This window comes from Achromobacter sp. 1014246743 (assembly GCF_059760725.1).
Window position 1 is genome coordinate 1 of sequence record NZ_JCBANA010000080.1, and the last position, 21,769, is coordinate 21,769.

Consider the following 21,769-nt stretch of genomic DNA (forward strand, 5'->3'; position numbering starts at 1 on the left):
GCCCGGTTTCCCGGGCGGGGCCTTTGCGCCAGGCGAGGCAGCCACCTCGCCGCGCCGAGGGCGCGGTTTACTGCAAGGTGCGCGTAAAGACGAACTTGCCGTCGCGCCAATCCACCGGCACCACGTCGCGCGGGCCGAACTGGCCTTCCAGGATCAACCGGGCGACCGGGTTCTCGATCTGCTGCTGGATCGCGCGCTTGAGCGGCCGCGCCCCGAACACCGGATCGAAACCGCCACGGGCCAGTTCCGCCAGCGCCGGTTCGGTCACTTCCAGGCGCATCTCCTGCTTTTCCAGGCGCTCGGCCAGGCGGCGCAGCTGGATGCGGGCGATGGACTCGATGTGCTGCGCTTCCAGGCCATGGAACACCACGACTTCGTCGATGCGGTTCAGGAACTCGGGCCGCAGCGTCTGCTTGAGCTCGTCCCAGACCACTTCCTTGACCACGTCGTACGGCTTGCCAGCCAGGCTCTGGATGTGGTGCGAGCCCAGGTTGGACGTCATCACGATGACCGTGTTGCGGAAGTCCACCGTGCGGCCCTGGCCGTCGGTCAGGCGGCCGTCGTCCAGCACTTGCAGCAGCACGTTGAAGACGTCCGGATGGGCCTTTTCGACTTCATCGAGCAGCACCACGCTATACGGCTTGCGGCGCACGGCTTCGGTCAGGTAGCCGCCTTCTTCGTAGCCCACGTATCCGGGGGGCGCGCCGATCAGCCGCGCCACCGAGTGCTTTTCCATGAATTCGCTCATGTCGATGCGGATCATGTGCTCTTCGGAGTCGAACAGGAACTCGGCCAGCGCGCGCGTCAGCTCGGTCTTGCCCACGCCCGTGGGGCCCAGGAACAGGAACGAGCCATAGGGCCGCGACGGGTCCGCCAGGCCGGCGCGCGAACGCCGGATGGCGTCGGACACCAGGCGCACGGCCTCGTCCTGGCCGACCACGCGCTTGTGCAGGTAGTCTTCCATGTGCAGCAGCTTTTCGCGTTCGCCCTGCATCATCTTGGACACCGGAATGCCGGTGGCGCGCGACACGACCTCGGCGATTTCCTCGGCGCCGACGCGGGTGCGCAAGAGCCGCGGCCGGCCTTCGCCGCCTTCGGCTTCTTCGGCGGCCTGGGCCGCGCCCACTTCAGCGGCCTTCAGGCGCGCTTCCAGGTCGGGCAGCTTGCCGTATTGCAGTTCGGCCAGCTTGTCGAACTGGCCCTTGCGCTGCAGTTCGGCCATTTCGGCGCGCACGCTGTCGATTTCTTCCTTGATGGCCTGGGTGCCTTGCACCGCAGCCTTCTCGGCCTTCCAGATTTCCTCGAAGTCGTTGTATTCGCGTTGCAGCTTTTCCAGTTCTTCTTCGATGACGCCCAGGCGGCGCTTGGACGCGTCGTCGGTTTCCTTCTTGACGGCTTCGCGCTCGATCTTGAGCTGGATGATGCGGCGGTCGAGTTTGTCCATCACTTCCGGCTTGGAATCGATTTCCATGCGGATGCGCGCGCCGGCTTCATCGATCAGGTCGATGGCCTTGTCGGGCAGGAAGCGGTCGGTGATGTAGCGATGCGAGAGTTCGGCCGCGGCCACGATGGCCGGGTCGGTGATCTCGACGCCGTGGTGGATCTCGTAGCGCTCTTGCAGGCCGCGCAGGATGGCGATGGTGGACTCGACATCGGGTTCGTCGACCAGCACCTTCTGGAAGCGGCGTTCCAGCGCGGCATCCTTTTCGATGTACTTGCGGTATTCGTCCAGCGTGGTGGCGCCGATGCAGTGCAGCTCGCCGCGCGCCAGCGCCGGCTTGAGCATGTTGCCCGCGTCCATCGCGCCTTCGGCCTTGCCGGCGCCGACCATGGTGTGCAGCTCGTCGATGAAGACGATGTTGCTGCCGTCGTCCAGCGACAGCTCTTTGAGCACGGCCTTCAGGCGTTCTTCGAATTCGCCGCGGAACTTGGCGCCGGCCAGCAGCGCGGCCAGGTCGAGCGACAGCACGCGCTTGCCGCGCAGGGTCTCGGGCACTTCGTCGTTGACGATGCGCTGCGCCAGGCCTTCGACGATGGCGGTCTTGCCCACGCCGGGTTCGCCGATCAGGACCGGGTTGTTCTTGGTGCGGCGTTGCAGGATCTGGATGGTGCGGCGGATTTCGTCGTCGCGGCCGATGACCGGGTCGAGCTTGCCCTGGCGGGCGCGCTCGGTCAGGTCCATCGTGTACTTGGACAGGGCTTCGCGATTGGATTCGCCTTCGGCGCCGGACACGTTCTCGCCGCCGCGCACGGCGTCGATGGCGGCTTCCAGGGCCTTTTTCTGGAGGCCGGCTTCACGCAGGATACGGCCCGCTTCGCCCTTGTCGTCGGCCAGGGCCAGCAGGAACAGTTCGCTGGCGATGTAGGTGTCGCCGCGGCGCGCGGCTTCCTTGTCGGTGCGGGTCAGCACGCCCTGCAGGTCGCGGCCCACCTGGACGTTGTCTTCGCCCTGCACCTGCGGCAGCGACTTGAAGGCGCTGTCCAGCGCCGGCTGCAAGCGGTTGACGGCCACGCCGGCGCGCGCCAGCAGGCTGCCCGCGCCGCTGTCGGGGTCGGACAGCAGCGCCGACAGCACGTGGACGGGCTCGATATAGGGATGGTCGTTGCGGGCGGCCAGACTTTGAGCGTCGGCCAGGGCTTGCTGGAACTTGGTAGTCAGTTTGTCGAATCGCATAATGGTCGTAGTGGCTTGTTGAGGAGCCTGACCGATACATGCCGGCGGGCTCGATGACCTGAATATGCGGCCGGATGCGAAAATTTCAACACCTGGCCGGGCCTCGTGGACGGATCCGCGTACCGCAACAATCTGAACTATGAGCATATACGTTTTTGTCTACGGCACGCTACGCGCGGGCGAAATCAATGATCTGGCGCAAGCCGCCGCGGCTCGCGGCCTGGCGCCTGCCCGGCATGTGGGCGCGGCCACCGTGCCCGGCACGCTGGTGGACTTCGGCGACTGGCCGGGGCTGATCCCCGTGGCCGACGGACGCCAGGTGCTGGGCGACATCTACGAGGTCACGCCCGATCTCGTCGCCCTGATGGACGAGATCGAGGAATACGTGCCCGGCCAGCCCTGCTGCTTCGTGCGCCGCACGGTGCTGGCCCAGCCCCTGGACCCGGCCGGGGCCGCCCCCGTGACCTGCGAGTACTACCCGATCGACCCCGCCCTGCGCGGCGCGGCCCGCGACGTGGCGGGGGACGACTGGGTGGCCTACCGGCGTGCCCGGCCGGCGGCCGGATAAGTCCCCGGCGGCCGCCCCCTGTCCACCCCGTAAGACACCCGTAGTAACAACGGACTACAATAGATACCTGTCTCACGCTTTGCGCCTGCCCGGCTACCCGCCAGGCCCGGCCACTTTAGAGGTCATCGTATGCAAAAACGGGTCCCCGTTGCCCCTGATGCCGCCCACTGTTCCACGTGTATGCTGGGCCACGTGTGTGTCCCGGTCGGCATGGCCGCCGCCGAAGTCGAAAAGCTGGACGAACTGGTGAAAGAGCGCGTGCGCCTTGAAAAAGGCAAAACGCTGTATTCGCTGGACAATCCCCTTGATGCCGTCTACGGGGTGCGCTTTGGCAGCCTGAAGACGCAGCTTGAAGACGCCACCGGCCAGATCCAGATCACCGGTTTCCACCTGCCCGGCGAAATCGTCGGCATGGACGGCATGCTGGAAGGCAAGCACGTGTCGGCCGCCGTCGCACTGGAAGACTCCGAAGTCTGCGTGATCCGCCTGAACGAAGTCGACCGCGTTGCCACGCACCTGCCGTCGCTGCAACAGCAGTTTCGCCGCCTCATGAGCCGCGAGATCACCCGGTCGCACCAGATGCTGGCCTCGCTGGGCTCGATGCGTTCGGAACAGCGCCTGGCCGCCTTCCTGCTGAACCTGTCGCAGCGCTACGCCTCGCTGGGCTATTCGTCCACCGAGTTCGTGCTGCGCATGAGCCGCGAGGAAATCGGCAATTTCCTGGGCCTGACGCTGGAAACCGTCAGCCGGCTGTTCTCGCGCTTTGCCCGCGACGGCCTGATCCGCATCAACCAGCGCGAAGTCCGCATCCTGGACCTGCCCGCGCTCAAGCAGCTGCTGGGCCACGAAGGCTGCTGACCCTGCCTGCCCGCGCCATGTACCGCGCGCCCGCCGCCCCGTCATCGCCGACGCCGTCTCCGCGGCGCGCGCGTGCCGCCGGGGCCGCGGCGGTGGCCGCCCTGGCCCTGGCGCTGCTGGCCCCTGCGGCCGTACGCGCCCAGACGCCGCTGCCCGACCCCTACAACTACGACGAAGCCACGCCCGCGCCCAAGCGCGTGGCGGTGCCGCGCTGGCAGACGCTTGAGCTGGGCAAGCCCGGCCGCCGCTACAAGATACCGGTTTATGCTAACCGCAACCTGGCGCGCGACGACCTGCGCGATATCAAGCAAATCGTCATCGTCTTCCATGGCGTCAAGCGCGACGCCGACCGCTATTACGAAACCGCCGCCACCCTGCTGGCCGCCAACCCGGCGCGCGCGGGCGACACCCTGATCCTGGCGCCGCGGTTTGTCGGCGTGATCGATTCCGGCTTTGCCGGCATGGCCGCCTGGCGCAAGTCCGGCTGGGAAGACGGCGAGGACAGCGTGCAGGCCGCGGGCCGGCCGGCGCCGGTCAGTTCGTTCCAGGTCATCGACGACCTGCTGCGCAGCCTGGACGACCGCAAGCGCCTGCCCACGCTGGCCGGCATCGTGCTGGCCGGGCATTCCGGCGGCGCCCAGCTGGTGCAACGCTACGCCGTGCTGAACCAGCTCGACGGCCCGCTGCGCCGCGACGGCGTGGCGCTGCGCTACGTGGTGGCGAACCCCTCGTCCTACCTGTACCTGACCAACGAGCGCCCGCGCCCGGACGGCAAGGGCTACGCGCCCTACGAACGCGGCATCTGCCCCACCTACAACCAGTACAAGTACGGCACCGACAAGCTGCCGCCCTACGCGCACGACGCCGCCGACGACAAGCTGTTCGTGCGCTACGCCGCGCGCGACGTGACCTATCTGCTGGGCGGCGCCGACAACAACCCCGAACACCGCCTGCTGGACAAGACCTGCGGCGCCGAGGCCCAGGGCGCCACCCGGCTGGCGCGCGGCACTGCCTACCTGCAATACGAGCGCATCGTGGCCAGCCGCGGCGCCAAGCCCGTGACCCTGCACCGCGCGGGTTTCGAAGTGGCCGGCGTGGGGCACGAGAACCAGGGCATGTTCGGCTCGGTCTGCGGCGTGCGCGCCCTGCTGGGCGAAAACGCCATCGCGCCCCCTGGCGCCGCAGCCTGCTCGGTGATCGCGCCGCCGGGCAAGTAAGGCCCCGTTTTCCGGCCGCCCGCGCGGCGCGGGCCGCACCGCCATTCTGACCAAAAGCTGAATAAATTCAATGAGATACAGGGGTGCATTTTTGCGCCCGCGGGCGCAAGATAAGGGGGTACGGACTTCCCTGGAAGACAGCGATGACCCAATCGTATCTGGACATGCCCGACGCCAAACGCCGTATCAAGGCCATCTTCGTCGGCTCCATGGGCAACCTGGTGGAGTGGTATGACTTCTACGCCTATACCGCCTTCGCCCTGTACTTCGCCCCCGCCTTTTTCCCCTCGCACGACCCCGTCGTCCAGCAGCTGAATGCAGCCACGCTGTTCGCGGCCGGCTTCATCGTGCGGCCGCTGGGCGGCTGGCTGTTCGGCCACCTGGCCGACCGGCACGGGCGACGGCTGTCATTGATGGTGTCGGTGGGCATGATGTGCGTGGGTTCGCTCATCATCGCGGTCACGCCCACCTATGCGTCCATCGGCCTGGCCGCGCCGGCGCTGCTGGCCCTGGCGCGGGTGATCGAAGGGCTGAGCCTGGGCGGCGAGTATGGCGCCAGCGCCACCTACCTGACCGAGATCGCCGACCCCGAGCACCGGGGGTTCTATTCCAGCTTCCAGTACGTCACGCTGATCGGTGGTCAGTTATGCGCCATCCTGGTCTTGCTGCTGTTGCAGAACGTGTTCCTGACGCACGAGCAGCTGGTGCAATGGGGCTGGCGCATTCCGTTCGTGATCGGCGCGATGCTGGCCGTCATCACGGCATTGATGCGGCGCGACATGCCGGAAACCGATTCGTACAAGGAAGCCAGCCGGCGCAAGCCGCAGACCAGTTCGCTGCGCGGCCTGCTGCGCTATCCGCGCGAGGTCGCCATCGTGGTGGGCCTGACGGCCGGCGGCACGGCGGCGTTCTACACCTTCACCACCTATATGCAGACCTTCGTGCGGCAGACGGCCGGGTTCTCCGACATCGTCACCACCTATGTCATTGCGGCCTCGCTGATCTTCGCGCTGATCCTGCAGCCGCTGTATGGCGCGCTGTCGGACAAGATCGGGCGCAAACCGCTGCTGGTGTTCTTCGGCATTGCGGGCGCGGCGCTGACGGTGCCGATCCTGATGACGCTGTCGCACACGCGGTCGCCGTTCATTGCCTTCCTGCTGATCTGCGCGGCCTGGGTGTTCACGGCCGGCTACACGTCGATCAACGCCGTGGTGAAGGCCGAGCTGTTCCCGACCAATATCCGCGCCACCGGCGTGGCGGTGCCCTACGCAATCACCGTGTCGATCTTCGGCGGCACCGCGCCCGCCATTGCGCTGTGGTTCAAGCAGCAGGGCCATGAAGAATGGTTCTACTACTACCTGGCGGGCGTGATCTTCATTTCGCTGCTGGTGTACGCCACCATGCGCGACACCAAGCACCAGTCGGCCATGCACAAGCACGAGTGATGCGGGGGCCGGCCGCCACGCGGCGGTCTGCCCGGCCACCCAGGACGGCTAGCGCCGCGCCCCGGTCAGGGGCCGCGGCGGCGCGGGCGGGGCGGCTTCGATGCGTTCGGCCTGCAAGGACTGGATCTCGAGCGGCGAACAGGCGTGGGCCACGCAGGGCAGGATCCAGCCTTCTTCCTTTTCATCGCGCGACAGGCCCGGCCATTCGATGCGGTAGGCAATGTCGCCTGCCAGCAGCAGGCACATGCAGGCGCGACAGGTGCCGTTGCGGCACGAGCTGGGCAGCTTGATGCCCGCGGCCTGCGCGGCGGCCAGCACGGGCGTGTCGGCGTCGGCCTCGAAACGCAGGCCGGACGGTTGCAGCAGCACGGGAAAGGCGGGCATGGCGGAACCGGGGGCGAACAACGGCCGAGGGCGCGGCGGGCCTCAGGCCGGATGGTCTTGCCAGTCCAGCTGCCAGGCGCCGGACAGCACGTTCTGCAGCCACAGCACGCAGGTCAGGGTCTTGGCGTCGGTGACCTGGCCCTGGGCGCAGGCGGCGATCAGGTCGGCCGGCTGGGCGCTGAAGACGTCCAGGAATTCGTCCGGGTCCAGTTGCTGCGGGCCGGCGCGCAGGCCGCGTGCAAAGTAGATGTGGATGATCTCGGTGGAATAGGCGATGGCCAGGTGCAGGGCGCCGGCGCGGGCCCATTGCGTGGCGGTGTAGCCGGTTTCTTCGAGCAGTTCGCGCTGGCCGCAGACCAGCGGGTCTTCGCCCGGGTCCAGCTTGCCGGCGGGAAATTCCGTCATCACCTGGCCGACCGGGTAGCGGTACTGGCGTTCGAGCAGCACGCGGCCGTCGTCCAGCAGCGGAATCACCACCACCGCGCCGGGATGCACCACGTATTCACGCGTGGACGTATGGCCGTTGGGCAGGCGGACGGTGTCGTTGCGGATCTTGAGGAAGCGGCCCTCGTAGGGCGCTTCGCTGGCAACGCGTTCTTCGAACAGGTGCGAATCGGGCTTGTGGATCATGGCGGGACGGGTCGGCAGTCAAGCGGCGGGCGCAACAGGCGGCCCGGCGGGCAAGCTTGCAGCTTACCATCGCGCTTGCGACAACCGACCCGATGACGCCGCCTGCGCGTCATCGGCGCCGGCCCGGCCCACCCGTCAGGCGTCGATGCGGATCACGATCTTGCCGAAGTGGCGTCCCGAGGCCAGGTGTTCGAAGGCGGCCGGCGCTTGGTCAAAACCGAACACGCGGTCGATCACCGGCGCGATACGCGCGGTGTGCACCAGCCGCGTCACGTCTTCCAGCATCTTGCGGCTGCCCACGAAAATGCCTTCCAGGCGCTTGCTGCCGGCGATCAGCGCCAGCGGCGATACCGGCGTGGCGGAAAAACCGCTGACCCCGCCGATGATGCCGATGGTGCCGCCCATGCGCGCCGACGCCACCGAGCGCACGAGCGTCCCCTCGCCCCCCACTTCCAGCACCACGTGCGCGCCTTCGCCGTGCGTGAGGCGCAGCACTTCATCCTGCCATTGCGGGGTGTCGCGATAGTTGATCAGGCCGTCGGCGCCCAGTTCGCGGGCGCGCGCCAGCTTGTCGGTGCTGGACGAGGTGATGATGGCGCGCAGGCCCGCGGCCTTGGCCAGTTGCAGGCCCCAGATCGATACCCCGCCGGTGCCCAGCAACAAGGCGGTCTGGCCGGCGCGGGCGCGGCCGGCGACGAACAAGGCATTCCAGGCCGTGACGGCCGCGCAGGGCAACGTGGCGGCCTGCTCGTCCGACAGCGAATCCGGAATCGCCACCAGGCCGTGCTCGGCGTAGACCGCTTCGGTGGCCAGCACGCCGTCGGTCGCCGCGCCGGGGGCCAGCGCGGTGTTGACGGGCGTGGGGTCGCCGTCGATCCAGTTGGGCATGAAGGCGCCCATGACGCGGTCGCCGGCCTTGAAACGCGTCACGCCGGCACCTGCGGCCACGACTTCGCCGGCGGCGTCGGACGCCGGAATGACGGGGCTGCCCGAGGTCTTCAGATAGTCGCCGCGCGCGACCATCAGGTCGCGAAAGTTCAGCGATACGGCCTTGATGCGCACGCGCACCTCGAACGGGCCGAGTTCGCGCGAGGTGAGCGTCACGCGCTTGAGCGAGCCGATGCCCTGCCCGCCGCTGATCTGGTATGCCTGCATGATGAGGGTCCTTGATGAATCGGGTTCTGGAAGCCGGCCATGACGGCGCGGCACGGTAGGGTTACGATATCCGGGAACCAAACTATCCAGTGGCGGCATTTTTTCCACTGAATGCTTCCACCAAGGCACCAATCATCATGGCCACCCCCACGCCCCACGACCGACTGGGCGGCATCGAGGTCTTCGTGCAGGCCGCCGAGGCCGGCAGCTTCGCGCTGGCCGCCGACCGCCTGAACCTGACCCGCTCGGCGGTGGGCAAAGCCATTGCCCGCCTCGAAGCCCGGCTGGGCACGCGGCTGTTTCACCGCACCACCCGCCAGCAAAGCCTGACTGACGCCGGCCAGGCCTATTACGACCGCTGCGTGCGCGCGCTGGCGGAACTGCACGACGCCGAGGCCGAGCTGGACAGCGGCCGGCGTTCGCCGCAAGGCCGCCTGCGGGTGAGCGCGCCGCTGGTGTTCGGCCGGCACTGCGTGGCGCCGGTGCTGCGTGAACTGGCCCTGCAGTATCCGCAACTGCAGATCGACATTTCCTTCAACGACCGCGTGGTGGACCTGATCGAGGAAGGCTACGACCTGGGCATCCGCATCGGCCGCCTGCCCGATAGTGCCAGCCTGGCCGCGCGCCGCCTGGGCATGCAGACCATGGGCATCGGCGCCTCACCCGCCTATATCGCCGCCCACGGCCGCCCGGCCACGCTGGACGAGATGCGCCAGCACGTGGGCGTGGTCTATGCCCACGGCGGCGTCGAGAAAGGCTGGTCGGTCATGGGGCCGGATGGCAAGGTGATCCAGCTGCACGTCTCGCCGCGGCTGCGGTTCGATGATCTGCAGGCCATCGCCGACGCCGCCATCGCGGGCGCGGGGCTGGCGTGGCTGCCGTGCTGGATGCTGACGCACTATGTGCGTTCAGGCGAGCTGGAAGTGCTGATGCACGGCGACATGATGGCCGCGCACGACGTGCACGCCGTCTGGCCGCAGGCGCGCTACCTGCCGTCGCGCACGCGCGTGGCGATCGACGCGCTGGCCGAGCGGGTGCCGGCAATGCTGGCCAAGTAGGCACGGGTCAGCGCCGGCCAGGTCCGTATCCAGGCCGTGCGGGCGAGGCAGGCGAAGGCCGACCCGGCGGCGATCAGTCGAACTTGCGGCGCGCGTCCAGCGCCAGACCCGCGCCGATGCTGCCGAACAGGTCGCCTTCCACGCTGCGCGCACCCGGCACCAGGGCCGACACGCTTTCGCGCAGGCGCGGCACGCGGCTGGAGCCACCGGTGAAGAACACCGTGTCCACTTCCGTCGTGGCCACGCCCGCATCGCGCAACAACGCGCCCACGGTCTGCTCGACCTTTTCGATCAGGCGCGCCACGCTGGCATCGAATGACGGACGGGTGACGTCCACGCCCAGGTCAGGGGCGATGCGCGACAGGTCGATGCGGGCGGCCGGGGATTCGGACAACGCGATCTTGGCCTCTTCCACCTGCACCGCCACCCAGTGGCCGGCGCGCTGCTTGATCAGGTTGAGCAGCAGGTCGATCTTTTCGCGGTCGCCGGCTTCGGCGCGGATGTAGGCGAAATGCTCGGCCGCCTTGCGGGTGTAGGCCTGGTTGATGGTGTGCCAGCAGGCCAGGTTGCCGTACTGCGTGGACGGCACGTCCTTGCCGCTGCGCAGCTGGCTGCCCAGGCCCAACAGCGGCATGACGTGCGCCAGGCTCAGCTGCTTGTCGAAGTCGACCCCGCCGATGTGCACGCCGCCGTAGGCCAGGATGTCTTCACGGCGGTCGGCCTTGCCGGCGCGGTCGGGCCCCAGGCGGATCAGCGAAAAGTCCGAGGTACCGCCGCCGATGTCGATGACCAGCACCAGCTCTTCGCGGTCGATCTGCGATTCGTAGTCGAATGCGGCGGCCAGCGGTTCGAACTGGAATTCGATGTCGGTAAAGCCGACGCTGCGCGCGATTTCACCCAGCGTGTCCTGCGCGGTCTGGTCGGCGGCCGTGTTGTCGTCCACGAAGAACACCGGCCGGCCCAGCACGGCGCGCGTGAACTCGCGCCCGGCGGCGGTTTCGGCACGGCGCTTGAGTTCGGCGATGAAGCGCGTGAGCAGCACGCGAAACGGAATCGAGCGGCCCTGCACCTCGGTCGAGCCGTCGATGAGCGAACTGCCCAGCAGGCTCTTCATCGAGCGCATCAGGCGCCCGTCGTAGCCCGCCAGGTAGTCGGAGATGGCCGCGCGGCCGTAGCTGACCTCGGCATCTTCGTCGTGGAAGAAAATGGCCGAGGGCAAGGTGGTCTTGCCGTCTTCAAGGGCGAGAAGCGCGCGCTGGTCGGGGCGGCTCCAGCCGACGGTGGAGTTCGACGTGCCGAAGTCGACGCCGCATGCGGTGGAAATCATGGAAATTCGGGGGCTGAAAGCAAAACGGCGGACAAGTGTAGCCGCAACCGCCCGAAATGCCATGTCACCCCGGGCGGCGCAGTGCTGTCGCGACGAAAACCAGGGTCATGGCGCGGCGGCGGGGCCCGTGCCCGCGCTAACCGGACCCGCCTGGCGATCCTGGCCCGGCAGACGCCCTGTCAGGCGGTGGCAGCCTGGCTTCGGGCCGCCCGCCGCAGCGCCTGCGGCGGTTGGCCGTAGACGCGCAGGAATGCCCGCCGCATGCGCTCGGTATCGGTGAAGCCGACCCGCCGCGCGATGCTTTCAATGCTGCTGTCGCCCGCCGCGATCAGGCCGCGCGCGGCTTCGGCGCGAATGCGCTCGACCGCCTTGGCCGGCGTTTCGCCGGTTTCGGCCTTGAAGCTGCGCAGGAACTGGCGCGGGCTGACGCAGGCCACTTCGGCCAACTGGTCCACGGACAGCGCCGTGCCGAGATGCCTGCGGATGTGTTCCAGGACTGCCCGCATGCGGTCGCTCTCGGGCGCCAGGTCCTGCAATGCCGAGAACTGCGATTGGCCGCCCGAGCGCCGGTGGTACACCACCATTTCTCGTGCGGTCTCCGCGGCCAGGTCGGCCCCCAGGTCGGTTTCGACCATCGCCAGCGCCAGGTCGATGCCGGCGGTGATGCCGGCCGACGTCCAGGTATCGCCATCGCGGATGTGGATCTTGTCGGCGTCGACCCGCACGCTCGGATGGTTGCGCGCCAGCGCGGCCGCGCGGCGCCAGTGAGTGGTGGCGCGCAGGCCATCCAGCAACCCGGCGCCCGCCAGCACGAAGGCGCCGGTGCAGACGCTGGCCAGCCGTCGACCCGCCTGTCGCTGGGCGTGCAGATAACGCCGCATGCCGGGCGTGACGGCGAATTCGCGCGCGCCCTCGCCGCCCGAGACGATCAGGGTGTCGGCCCGCAGGCCGCGCCAGGGGCGGGTCTGGATCTCGATGCCGCTGGTGCTGCGCACCAGGCCGCCCTGTTCCGATACCGTCAGCACTGTGTAGGCGGGCCCGGCCGCCGTGTGCGCCAGGGCGCCCGCGGTCTGGAACACGGCGGCGGGGCCGGACATGTCCAGCAGCTGGAAGTCGGGCACGAGCAGGAAAGCGACGACATGGGGCATGGCAAGCGCCTGTAGCGATTGAAAAGGCCTGGCATGGATTCCGGCGCGCATCGGTCTGCAAGGCAGGTCATTCAGGCCTGGGGAACACGATGGCGTTTTTTAAGGGAATTATGTCATTTACGCCAAAGTCTGCCTCACTACAGTAAGCGCTGTCAAACCCGAGCCTCGTACTTCGTGCCCCGATCCCCCGCGCCGCCCCTGGCCGGGGTCCGTCTCTTTCCTGCCCGCCGCCCCTATGCGCCCGTCATCCCGCTCCACCCCCGGCCAACGCAACGCCCGCCTGCTCGCCATCTGCCAGGGCCTGTTCATTGCCGCGATCTCCATCGACCTGACCCTGACGGCCCTGACCGGCCACATGCTGGCGCCCAACAAGGCGCTGTCCACCCTGCCCTTCGCATTGATCACCGTGGCGGGCGCCGTGGTCACCTGGTTCGCCTCGCTGCTGATGCAGCGCATCGGCCGCCGCAACGGCTTCGCGCTGGGCGCCCTGGCCGGCGCGGCGGGCGGCGGCATCTCGGTCTGGGCGGTGTTCCATTCGGACTTCTGGGCCTTCTGCGCCGGCACCGCGCTGGTCGGCGTGTTCCAGGCGTTTGCCCAGTATTACCGGCTGGCCGCCGCCGACGCGGTCGAACCGGCCGCCAAGACCCGCGCGATCTCGGTGGTGATGGCCGGCGGCGTCATCGCCGCCATTGCCGGCCCCGCGCTGGCGAACTGGAGCCGCGACCTGTTTGCCCCCGTCACCTTTGCCGGCGCATACCTGATGGTGGCCCTGCTGGCGCTGCTGTCGGCCGTGCTGCTATGGGCGTTCTACCGCGACATCGAGGCGCCGGGGCACGCCGGCGATACCCAGGCCGGCCTGCCGGCGCGGCCGCTGCGCGAGGTCGCGCGCCAGCCGATCTTCGTGGCGGCGCTGGCCAACAACGTCGTGGGCTCCGTATCGATGATGTTCATCATGACGGCCGCGCCGCTGGCCGCCGTGGCCTGCAGCCACACCATCGGCGATGGCGCGGGCATCATGCAATGGCACCTGGTGGGCATGTACGCGCCCGCCTTGTTCGCCGGGTCGCTGATCCAGCGCTTCGGCCTGGCCCGCATCCTGTGGGCGGGCATGCTGCTCAACATCGCCAGCGCATTGATTGCGATGGGGTCACCGTCGCTGCCGGCGTTCTACGCGGCCCTGTTCTGCCTGGGCGTGGGCTGGAATTTCATGTTCGTGGGCGGCACCACGCTGCTGGCGCAGTCGTACCGGCCGGCCGAACGCGCCCGCGCCCAGGGCGCGGCCGAGATGCTGCGTTATGCGGCCACCGCCCTGGCGACCCTGGCCGCCGGGCCGGCGCTGGACACCTTCGGGTGGGAAGCGCTGAATGCGGCCATGCTGCCGGTGGTGCTGGCCGCGGGCCTGATGACGTGGTACTGGGCGCGCGGCGCGGCACGCCAGGCAGCGATGGCCGGCCAGGCGTAGGCGGCGGTCGCGGGTCAAGCACAGGCATCCGAACCAGGGTGGCCGCCTGCGCTTTCCTTCACGGCTGGGGACTGAGACTTTCCGCCGTTGCCGCCGTTGCCGCCAATGCCGCTATTGCTGCTATTGCTGCTATTGCTGCTATTGCCGCTACTGGGGCTGACGCCGCTGCTCCAGCTGTTGCAGGCATTGCGCTACGCCGGCCTGCATCTGGGCATTGGACACGGCGGCACGGTCCGAGACCTCGCGGCAGCGCACGTATTCCGCCTGGCTTTCGGCAGAATCGCGAATCACGACAGGGGCCGAATTCGGGTCGGGCGTGACGGTCATGCGCAGGGTGGACGGCGGCGACAGGCTGCCGTCCTTGGAGCGCTGGCTGGGATATTGGTATTCCTGGGTGACCGGCGCCGCGCTCTGCGCGTGGGCCGCGCCGGCCACGCAGGCCAGAGCCAGCAAGACGGCGGACAGCGGAAGTTTTTTCATGGCGACCTCTCATCAATGAATGCGCGCCAGCCGACCAGGATCAACTGCCCCGTCCGGTGACGCGCCGGTCTATGGTAGCCCCGGGCGCCCCACGTGGGCGTGCCAAGACGCTACGCCCGACGCGGGATTTGTTTCTTGCGGTTTCCCGGCGGCGGCCGCTACGCCCGGATCAGGGCTTGGCCGCCCGCTTGGGGGGCGCCACCGCACCCGACGCGTTGGCGGCAGAGGACTTGGCCGGCAAGTCCCCGGGCGGCTGGCCCGGCCAGGCGCGCGGCGCGGTCCGTAAAGGATCCAGTAAGGAAGACAGGCCGTTATGGTCCAGCTCAAGCATCAGCGCCAGCAAGCGGCCAAGCTCCCCTTTCGGAAAGCCCTTGCGCGCAAACCACGCCAGGTAGGGCCCCGGCAGGTCGGCGATCAGGTGCCCCTGGTATTTGCCAAACGGCATGGTGCGCGTCACCAGCAACGACAGCAGTTCGGGATCCATGGGATATCAGGGGGCGGCCGTGCCGCCAAAGGGGATGTCGGCGGCCGGAACGGCCGTGATCTTGACGCCGAAGCTGGCAATGGACGACAACGTGGCGTTGTGGTGCGCCCGGATCTGCGCGCCCGGCGCATGCGGCTTGTCTTGCGTGGTGTGGGCATCGGCCGCCAGCGTCACCGGAAAGCCCAGCGCCGCGGCGCGGCGCACGGTGGTGTCGACGCAGAATTCGCTGGCATAGCCGCACACCACCAGCCGCGTGGCGCCGGCCTGAGCCAGCACGTCCGCCAGATCGGTGCGCAGGAAGGAATCGGGCGTGGTCTTGCGCACCCGGATGTCGCCCTCGGCCGGTCGCAGCCGCGTGTCCAGCTGCCAGGCCGGCAGGCCGACATCCATCGGGCTGCCTGGGGCTTCGTGCTGCACGTAGATGACCGGCGCGCCGGCCGCGCGGGCGCGATCGGCCAGCGCGTTGATGCGCGCCAACACCGCCTCGGCATCAGCGGGGGCGGGGGTGGTCTCGAACAGGGCGCGTTGCACATCGATCACGATCAGGGCGGACGTCATGCTTTCCTCGTAGGGTCCGGTTTGAAATTTCCTAGCCGCATTCCGCCCCCACGATGGGGGGCGGCCAGATGCGGGCGTAGATCCAGAAATGGCGCGACTCGCCGCGCACCACGCGATAGTGGTGCAACAGCCCTTCGCGATGAAAGCGGCAGCGTTCCAGCACGCCGGCCGAGGCCGTGTTGGTATCCAGCACCGTGGCCTGCACCCGGGCCAGGCCCAGCGTCTGCAAGGCCCAGTCGGTGACAACCGTGCAGGCCTGCGTGGCAATGCCCTGGCGCCAGTGCGTCGGCGCCAGATCGTAGGCGATTTCGGCGCGGCGGTTCGGCAACGAAATCTCGTTCAAGCCGATGGTGCCGATCAGCCGGTCGTCGGCCCCGGCAATGGCCAGGCGCACGCTGTGCGTGGCGGCCGGGTCGGCATAGCCGCGGATCAGCCGGACCAATGTTTCCGGGCCGTCAAGCTGCCAACTGGTGTGGCGCGTGACGGCATCGTCATTCAGGTAGGTGTACCAATCGGCGGCGTCCGCGTCATGCAGCCGACGCAGGCGCAGGCCGGCGATGCCCAGGTCGGGGGCATGGTGCGGCCAGTCGGTGATGGGGAAAGACATGCGAGCAGCTTAAATCAAAAATCCAGCCGCCCCTTCAATTCGCCAAACGGCACCATGACATGTTCGCGATAGGCCGGGCGCGCCTGCAGGCGTTCGTACCAGGCGCGCACATTGGGAAGCGGCGCGTGGTCGATGTCCAGTTCGTAGTAACGGTACAGGGATGTGGCCGCCGGCATATCGGCCAGCGTCAGCGCGTCGCCGTCCAGGTAGGGCTGCGTGGCCAGGACCGCGTCCAGTTGTCGCAGGCAGGCATGGGTGGCCGCCAGGCTGCGCGCGATGGCCGCGGTATCGCGCGCGGCTTCGGGGGTGCGGTAGTAGCCCCAGAACACGCCCGACAGGAACGCCGGCTGCAACGCCGTCTGGGCCCAGTCCATCCAGCCGTCGGCCCGGACGCGCCGCGCCGGGTCCGCCGGCCAGAACGCATCAGGCCCGTAGCGCGCCGCCAGGTAGCGCAGGATGGCGTGGGATTCCCACACCACCGTGTCGCCGTCGCGCAGCAGCGGCACCTTGCCGTGCGGGTTCAGGCGGCGGAACTGCGGCGTATCCAGCACGCCGAATTGCCCGCCGGCCGGCACGTGTTCGTAGGACAGGCCCAGTTCACCCGCCAGCCACAGCACTTTCTGCACATTGAATGAACTGCGCCGGCCCCAGATGGTCAGCATGTTGGCGTCCTTGAAATGGATGGGAAATGCGGGTCGGAAATGCGGATGAACAATGCGTGTCAGGTTCGGGTCGCCATGCACGGACCGGGTTCAAGCCACGCCACGCGGGTCGGCTTCAGGCCACGACGATGCGCGGCTCGCAGTGCACCGGGAATTTCACGGAGTTCGCGATGTAGCAGAAGTGGTGCGCGCGGGCGTGCAGGGCTTCGGCCAGGCCGGCGTCGCCGCCCGCCTGGATGGTGACCTCGGGCCGCAGCGTCACTGACGCGAACGCGCCGCCATGGTCCGGGTCTTCACGCATGACGCCTTGCGCGTCGTCGCGATAGACGGTGACCACGATGCCTTCGACCGCGCACAGGTGCAGGTACCAGAGCTTGTGGCAGGCCGACAGCGACGCCACCAGCAGGTCTTCGGGATTCCAGCGGGCCGCGTCACCGCGAAAGGCGGGATCGGCCGAGCCGGCGATGTCGGCCTTGCCGGGCGCCTGGATGACATGGTCGCGGGAATAGGCCGTATAACTGGCGGTGCCCTTGCCGGTGTTGCCGGTCCAGGTCACGTTGACGTCGTAGTGGTGTTCGCCTTTCATGGCAGGCATTCCTGAAGTTGCAGTGCGGGTACGAAGACGGATAGCGTAGCCCAAGCGCGCGAAGCCAGTGAAGGTCCATGTGGGACAAATGGGGCGCGCATTCCGGACCGGCATGCGTGCATCACGCAGGCGGCGCATCCGGGTACGCCGCCACGTCGGGGCCATCGACCAGCCACGGCACATCGTGCGACACATGGATATGCGCGGCCGGTCGCGCGCCCGGGTCATCGTCCAGCGTGGCCACCCGCAAGATGACCTGCGGCCGGTCGACCCAGTGCGCCATCAGGTGCGCGCCACAGGCCGTGCAGAAGTGGCGGATCTTGCCGGGCGAGGACTCATACGCCCCCAGCGTGGCCTGGCCCCGGGTCCAGCGAAAGTCTTCGCGCGCCACCCGCGCGGTCGACGCGAACGCGGCCCCGTGCGACTTGCGGCACGTGGCGCAATGGCAATGGAAGATCGGCCCCGACAGGCGATCTGCTTCGTAGGCCACGGCGCCGCACAGGCAGCTTCCCTTCATGGCGAGTCTCCTTGGTGGCCGCGGCAGGCGGCCGGCTCAAGATATAAGCGTAGCGTGGGCGAACCGCGTGCAGCGCACCGATACGGCCCTGCTGAGGGGCAACCACGGCCAAGATCCGGCGGCTCGCTTGCCGCCATCATCCCCTTTGACGCGCAGCCGGGCCATCCTTGATTCCGCCGTCCGCAACACCTTCCCGCATAGCGGGACAGCGCCCGCATGACCTTTACAACCCGTTTCAGCAAGGACAAGCTTGCGTCCGTATCGTGGACGCTCAGCTACACAGGAGCTCGCCATGATGAAAACCACCCTGACCTGCACCCTGACAGTCGCCCTGCTTGCCGGCTGCGCCCCTTCCAAACCCATCACCGCACGGTCCGTGCCCGTGGACAACCATACGGCCCGCAACGCGCTGGACTGGCCCGGCAGCTACGAAGGCACCCTGCCCTGCGCCGATTGCCCCGGCATCCAGACGCGCCTGACGCTGATGAAAGACGGCCGCTACGAACGCAGCACCCAATACCTGGACCGCCAGCCGCAGCCCGAAACCGTGGCCGGCACGTTCAGCTGGGAGTCCGACGGCAGCACCATCCGGCTCGATGCCTCCGGCGACAGCCAGCGCTATTTCATCGCCGAAAACCAGGTCATCCTGCTGTACCGCGATGGCACCCGCCCGACCGGCCCGCTGGCCCCGCATTACGTGCTGCGGCGCGCCCAGTAGTCCACGGCATCGCCGGCGGCGTCGCGCAAGCCGCCGTCTTCCGGCTATTCTTCCAGGCTGAACATGCCCCGCCGCCCGGCCCGTGCCGGGCGGCGCGCACCGAACGGTGCGCACCCAAGGAAGGAACGCCATGAAAACCGATCACGAATTGCTCGACGCCTTCGCCCCGACGGGGATGCTGCGCGCCTCCATCAATCTGGGCAACCCCATCCTGGCCAACACGCATCCGGACACCGGCGCCCCCGGCGGCGTGTCGGTGGACCTGGCCACGGAACTGGCGCGCCGGCTGGACGTGAAACTGGAACTGGTGGTGTTCAAATCGGCCGGCGAGTCGGTCAACGCGGTGGCCGCCGAGCAAGCCGACGTGGGCTTTTTCGCGATCGACCCGCTGCGCGGCGAACAGATCGCCTTCACCGCCCCCTACGTGGTCATCGAAGGCGCCTACCTGGTGCGCCAGGACTCAACCATCACCCGCCAGGAAGAAGTGGACTGCACCGGCCAGCGCGTGGTGGTCGGCAAAGGCAGCGCCTACGACCTGTACCTGACCCGTGAACTCAAGCACGCCGAGATCTTCCGCGCGCCCACCTCGCCCGCCGTGGTCGACACCTTCATCCAGGAAAACCTGGAAGTCGCGGCCGGCGTGAAGCAGCAGCTGGAAGCCGACGCCGAGCGCCTGGGCGGCCTGCGCCTTCTGGACGGTCATTTCATGCTGATCCGCCAGGCCATGGGCGTACCCAAGAGCCGTGGCGCGAAGGCCAGCGCCTACCTGTCGGCGTTTGTCGAAGCCATGAAGAAAACGGGCTTCGTCGCCGACGCCCTGGCGCGTCACAACATCCAGGGCGCGGCGGTGGCGCCGCTGGAAAACCAGGGGTAGCCTTCCGGCAGGCGCGGCCTTCCTGGGGGTCAGTGGCTGATCATCCAGGGCCGCGAGCCGGCAAAGGATTTCGCCCCATCGGCAGTGGTGCGCGTCTTGCCGCTTTTGCGCCCACCCGAGCAGCAACCGCAGTTCATGCCGTGGCCCGAACGCGTGCTGCGCGGCTCGTTGGCGCTGCGTTCGTTGGCGGCATGGGCGCGGTTCACCGCGGACGACAACGCCGAAATCGCCGGCGCGCCGCCGACGATGCGGCCAGACATTGCACCGCAATCCGGACACGCCGCCGGATCGCGCCACTGCGCCAACGGCCGCAGCGCCGCGAAGTCGCCGCAGTCCGCGCAGGAATAGTCATACATGGGCATGGCAGGCTCCTTGTGCGCCGGGTCAGCGATCGCGCGACAAGGGCATGTCGATACCGCCCTTGATGTGCTTGACCGGCCCGGATGCCGACGGCTGGATGTCGAAATCGAAGATTTCGGTGGGCAGCCACAGCGTGGCGCAGGAATTCGGAATATCCACCACCCCGCTGATGTGCCCCTGCACCGGCGCGCAACCCAGCAGGGAATAGGCCTGCGCCCCGGAATACCCGAACTTCTTCAGGTATTCGATGGCGTTCAGGCAAGCCTGGCGGTAGGCCACGTTGACGTCTAGGTAGTGCTGCTTGCCGCCTTCGTCCACCGAGATGCCTTCGAAGATCAGGTAGTCCTTGTAGGCCGGCGTGATCGGGCTGGGCTTGAAGATGGGATTCTTGATGGCGTACTTTTCCATGCCGCCCTTGATGAGCGTGACGCGCATGTGCACCCAGCCGGCCATTTCGATGGCGCCGCAGAAGGTGATTTCGCCGTCGCCCTGCGAAAAATGCAGGTCGCCCACCGACAGGCCGCCGCCCTTGACGTATACCGGGAAGAACACCCGCGCGCCGCGTGACAGGTCCTTGATGTCGCAGTTGCCGCCGTGTTCGCGCGGCGGCACGGTGCGTGCGCCTTCGCCCGCCGCGCGGTCGCGATCGGCCCCTTGCAGGGCGCCCATGTGGGCTGTCTTCGGGGCCGGCGGATTGGCCAGCGGCGGCACGCGGTTGGGGTTCGTATCGATCAGCGCCTGCTCACGCTGGTTCCAGGTGTCCAGCAGCTTCTTGTCGGGCAGGCAGCCGATCAGGCCGGGGTGGATCAGCCCGGCGAAATTCACGCCCGGAATGTGCCGCGACGACGTGAACATGCCGTGAAAATCCCAGATGGATTTCTGCGCATGCGGAAAATGATCGGTCAGGAAGCCGCCGCCGTTGGTGCGGCTGAAAAATCCATTGAAGCCCCACAGGCTGTCCGGCTTGGCGCCGATGTCCAGCAGGTCCACCACCAGCAAGTCGCCGGGTTCGGCGCCCTCTACCCCCACCGGGCCCGACAGGAAGTGCACGGTGGACAGGTCCACGTCGCGCACGTCGTCCGCGCTGTCGTCGTTCTTGATCGCGCCGCCGGTCCAATCATAGGTTTCCAGGATGAAGTCATCGCCGGGCTTGACCCACACCGCCATGGGAATGTCCGGATGCCAGCGGTTGTGGATCTGCTTGTTTTCGTAGGGGGATTGGGCCAGGTCGACCCGGATGAGCGTATCGGTCATTTCTCTTTCATCTCCAACGTAGTGTTTTGGCAAAACAAAAGTGTTGATAAAACAGAACCTCAATCGCGGGCCGGATGCTGTCGCCCCTTGAGCCTGGCACGCATCCGGGCCAGCCGGACCGCCCCTGTTGAACGGGCGATGGGCCCAGGTCGTGCAAGCCCGCGATTCGTCTTGCACGGTAGGCCAGTTTCGGGCGTGCGTAAACTGGGTTTATACGCAGTGCCCATCGCGGCCGCGAGATGGCCCCGGTCGCGGGGCATCGGCCCTGGCAGTTATGATGCCGCCATCGCCTGTCGCCTTCTCGCCGCAACGCCCGCCCACCTCCATGTTCCTGCCCAACGCTTTCCGCCTCCTGCCCCGCCCCTTGTCCGCCGCCTTGCTGCTCGCCGCGGCGCTGCCCGTATCGGCACAGGCCGACGAGCAATGCGTGGCGCAATTCGACGCCAGCGTCGCGCGCTACAAGGAGGCCGTCACGGTGCAGACCAAACGCGAAGTGACCAATCTGCACCAGCTGAATTCGCTGCTGTGCCAGGGGCGACTGGACCTGCTCGACATGGAGTTTGCGCTGGTCGACGACTACGAACAGTGCACGCGCGACGGCGGCCAGTTTCCGGACAGGACGGTGCAGTCGATGACGACGCTGCCGGACAATCTGGCCGCCAAGAAGACCGCCTGGATCGATACCTGCGGCCCCTACATGAAGCAGCCCTGACGACAGGCGCGCGACCCGGCCAGGCATGACC

23 protein-coding genes and 1 pseudogene are annotated in these 21,769 nt (G+C 68.0%); 9 read left to right on the forward strand and 15 right to left on the reverse strand.

Going from position 1 to position 21,769, the window contains the following annotated elements:
- Positions 1–67 precede the first annotated feature (67 nt).
- Entirely contained in the window at positions 68–2,674 is a 2,607-nt protein-coding gene (gene clpB / locus AC6LJ2_RS25610; protein ID WP_175191854.1) for an ATP-dependent chaperone ClpB, read from the reverse strand.
- 139 nt (positions 2,675–2,813) lie between these two features.
- Between clpB and AC6LJ2_RS25615 the strand changes: the two genes are divergently transcribed.
- The 4 genes from AC6LJ2_RS25615 (at position 2,814) to AC6LJ2_RS25630 (ending at position 6,762) form a co-directional block, all read left to right on the forward strand.
- The gene (locus AC6LJ2_RS25615; protein WP_263911066.1) at positions 2,814–3,242 is read left to right on the forward strand and encodes a gamma-glutamylcyclotransferase; all 429 of its coding nucleotides are present in this window, start codon (positions 2,814–2,816) and stop codon (positions 3,240–3,242) included.
- Positions 3,243–3,371: 129 nt separating this feature from the next.
- A complete protein-coding gene (locus AC6LJ2_RS25620; RefSeq protein ID WP_025135762.1) occupies positions 3,372–4,100 on the forward strand; it encodes a helix-turn-helix domain-containing protein in 729 nt (242 codons plus the stop codon).
- 17 nt (positions 4,101–4,117) lie between these two features.
- Positions 4,118–5,317 (forward strand): hypothetical protein, encoded by a 1,200-nt coding sequence (locus AC6LJ2_RS25625; protein ID WP_263911068.1) that lies wholly within the window; start codon positions 4,118–4,120, stop codon positions 5,315–5,317.
- Positions 5,318–5,460: 143 nt separating this feature from the next.
- Positions 5,461–6,762, forward strand: coding sequence for an MFS transporter (locus AC6LJ2_RS25630; protein ID WP_263911070.1), 1,302 nt, complete (start codon positions 5,461–5,463; stop codon positions 6,760–6,762).
- 48 nt (positions 6,763–6,810) lie between these two features.
- Here the strand turns inward: AC6LJ2_RS25630 and AC6LJ2_RS25635 are convergent, their stop codons facing one another.
- The 3 genes from AC6LJ2_RS25635 to AC6LJ2_RS25645 form a co-directional block, all read right to left on the reverse strand.
- On the reverse strand, positions 6,811–7,146 hold the full coding sequence (locus AC6LJ2_RS25635) for a 2Fe-2S iron-sulfur cluster-binding protein (protein WP_263911072.1): 336 nt from the start codon (positions 7,144–7,146) through the stop codon (positions 6,811–6,813).
- Between the two features lie 42 nt (positions 7,147–7,188).
- The gene (locus AC6LJ2_RS25640; RefSeq protein WP_263911073.1) at positions 7,189–7,776 is read right to left on the reverse strand and encodes an NUDIX domain-containing protein; all 588 of its coding nucleotides are present in this window, start codon (positions 7,774–7,776) and stop codon (positions 7,189–7,191) included.
- A gap of 135 nt (positions 7,777–7,911) precedes the next feature.
- Entirely contained in the window at positions 7,912–8,931 is a 1,020-nt protein-coding gene (locus AC6LJ2_RS25645; RefSeq protein WP_498152452.1) for a zinc-dependent alcohol dehydrogenase family protein, read from the reverse strand.
- A 137-nt stretch (positions 8,932–9,068) separates the two neighbouring features.
- On the opposite strand from AC6LJ2_RS25645, the gene AC6LJ2_RS25650 reads away from it, so the two are divergent.
- Complete coding sequence (locus AC6LJ2_RS25650) at positions 9,069–9,989, forward strand: LysR family transcriptional regulator (protein WP_263911076.1); 921 nt, start codon at positions 9,069–9,071, stop codon at positions 9,987–9,989.
- A gap of 73 nt (positions 9,990–10,062) precedes the next feature.
- Here AC6LJ2_RS25650 and AC6LJ2_RS25655 read toward each other — a convergent pair whose 3' ends face one another.
- Both AC6LJ2_RS25655 and AC6LJ2_RS25660 read right to left on the reverse strand, forming a co-directional pair.
- Complete coding sequence (locus tag AC6LJ2_RS25655; RefSeq protein ID WP_263911078.1) at positions 10,063–11,316, reverse strand: Hsp70 family protein; 1,254 nt, start codon at positions 11,314–11,316, stop codon at positions 10,063–10,065.
- 179 nt (positions 11,317–11,495) lie between these two features.
- The gene (locus AC6LJ2_RS25660; protein ID WP_498152453.1) at positions 11,496–12,464 is read right to left on the reverse strand and encodes a GlxA family transcriptional regulator; all 969 of its coding nucleotides are present in this window, start codon (positions 12,462–12,464) and stop codon (positions 11,496–11,498) included.
- A gap of 235 nt (positions 12,465–12,699) precedes the next feature.
- Between AC6LJ2_RS25660 and AC6LJ2_RS25665 the strand changes: the two genes are divergently transcribed.
- Positions 12,700–13,926 carry an MFS transporter gene (locus AC6LJ2_RS25665; protein WP_498152454.1) on the forward strand — a complete coding sequence of 409 codons (1,227 nt, stop codon included), beginning with the start codon at positions 12,700–12,702 and terminating at the stop codon, positions 13,924–13,926.
- Positions 13,927–14,073: 147 nt separating this feature from the next.
- Here the strand turns inward: AC6LJ2_RS25665 and AC6LJ2_RS25670 are convergent, their stop codons facing one another.
- The 7 genes and pseudogenes from AC6LJ2_RS25670 to AC6LJ2_RS25700 all read right to left on the reverse strand — a co-directional run bounded on the left by AC6LJ2_RS25670 (position 14,074) and on the right by AC6LJ2_RS25700 (position 17,820).
- The gene (locus AC6LJ2_RS25670) at positions 14,074–14,406 is read right to left on the reverse strand and encodes a hypothetical protein (RefSeq protein ID WP_263911082.1); all 333 of its coding nucleotides are present in this window, start codon (positions 14,404–14,406) and stop codon (positions 14,074–14,076) included.
- A 268-nt stretch (positions 14,407–14,674) separates the two neighbouring features.
- A pseudogene (locus tag AC6LJ2_RS25675) lies at positions 14,675–14,890 on the reverse strand (DUF3820 family protein); the annotation flags it as partial.
- A 6-nt stretch (positions 14,891–14,896) separates the two neighbouring features.
- Positions 14,897–15,448, reverse strand: a complete 552-nt coding sequence (locus AC6LJ2_RS25680; protein WP_445656920.1) for a cysteine hydrolase family protein — start codon at positions 15,446–15,448, stop codon at positions 14,897–14,899.
- A gap of 31 nt (positions 15,449–15,479) precedes the next feature.
- Positions 15,480–16,055 carry a GNAT family N-acetyltransferase gene (locus AC6LJ2_RS25685; protein WP_498152455.1) on the reverse strand — a complete coding sequence of 192 codons (576 nt, stop codon included), beginning with the start codon at positions 16,053–16,055 and terminating at the stop codon, positions 15,480–15,482.
- 14 nt (positions 16,056–16,069) lie between these two features.
- Positions 16,070–16,717: a glutathione S-transferase family protein gene (locus tag AC6LJ2_RS25690; protein WP_498152456.1), complete on the reverse strand. Its 648-nt coding sequence runs from the start codon at positions 16,715–16,717 to the stop codon at positions 16,070–16,072.
- A gap of 115 nt (positions 16,718–16,832) precedes the next feature.
- A complete protein-coding gene (locus tag AC6LJ2_RS25695; RefSeq protein ID WP_445656923.1) occupies positions 16,833–17,303 on the reverse strand; it encodes an OsmC family protein in 471 nt (156 codons plus the stop codon).
- Between the two features lie 121 nt (positions 17,304–17,424).
- Positions 17,425–17,820 (reverse strand): GFA family protein, encoded by a 396-nt coding sequence (locus tag AC6LJ2_RS25700; RefSeq protein ID WP_263911087.1) that lies wholly within the window; start codon positions 17,818–17,820, stop codon positions 17,425–17,427.
- 292 nt (positions 17,821–18,112) lie between these two features.
- Here AC6LJ2_RS25700 and AC6LJ2_RS25705 point away from each other — a divergent pair, with 292 nt between their 5' ends.
- A complete protein-coding gene (locus AC6LJ2_RS25705; protein WP_498152457.1) occupies positions 18,113–18,538 on the forward strand; it encodes a copper resistance protein NlpE in 426 nt (141 codons plus the stop codon).
- Positions 18,539–18,668: 130 nt separating this feature from the next.
- Positions 18,669–19,412, forward strand: a complete 744-nt coding sequence (locus tag AC6LJ2_RS25710; RefSeq protein ID WP_498152458.1) for an ABC transporter substrate-binding protein — start codon at positions 18,669–18,671, stop codon at positions 19,410–19,412.
- A 29-nt stretch (positions 19,413–19,441) separates the two neighbouring features.
- Here the strand turns inward: AC6LJ2_RS25710 and AC6LJ2_RS25715 are convergent, their stop codons facing one another.
- Together AC6LJ2_RS25715 and fmdA are read right to left on the reverse strand one after the other, a co-directional pair.
- Positions 19,442–19,774: an FmdB family zinc ribbon protein gene (locus AC6LJ2_RS25715; protein WP_498152459.1), complete on the reverse strand. Its 333-nt coding sequence runs from the start codon at positions 19,772–19,774 to the stop codon at positions 19,442–19,444.
- Positions 19,775–19,796: 22 nt separating this feature from the next.
- On the reverse strand, positions 19,797–21,026 hold the full coding sequence (gene fmdA / locus AC6LJ2_RS25720; protein WP_263911092.1) for a formamidase: 1,230 nt from the start codon (positions 21,024–21,026) through the stop codon (positions 19,797–19,799).
- 325 nt (positions 21,027–21,351) lie between these two features.
- Between fmdA and AC6LJ2_RS25725 the strand changes: the two genes are divergently transcribed.
- Positions 21,352–21,738 (forward strand): hypothetical protein, encoded by a 387-nt coding sequence (locus tag AC6LJ2_RS25725; protein ID WP_445656928.1) that lies wholly within the window; start codon positions 21,352–21,354, stop codon positions 21,736–21,738.
- Positions 21,739–21,769: the final 31 nt, after the last annotated feature.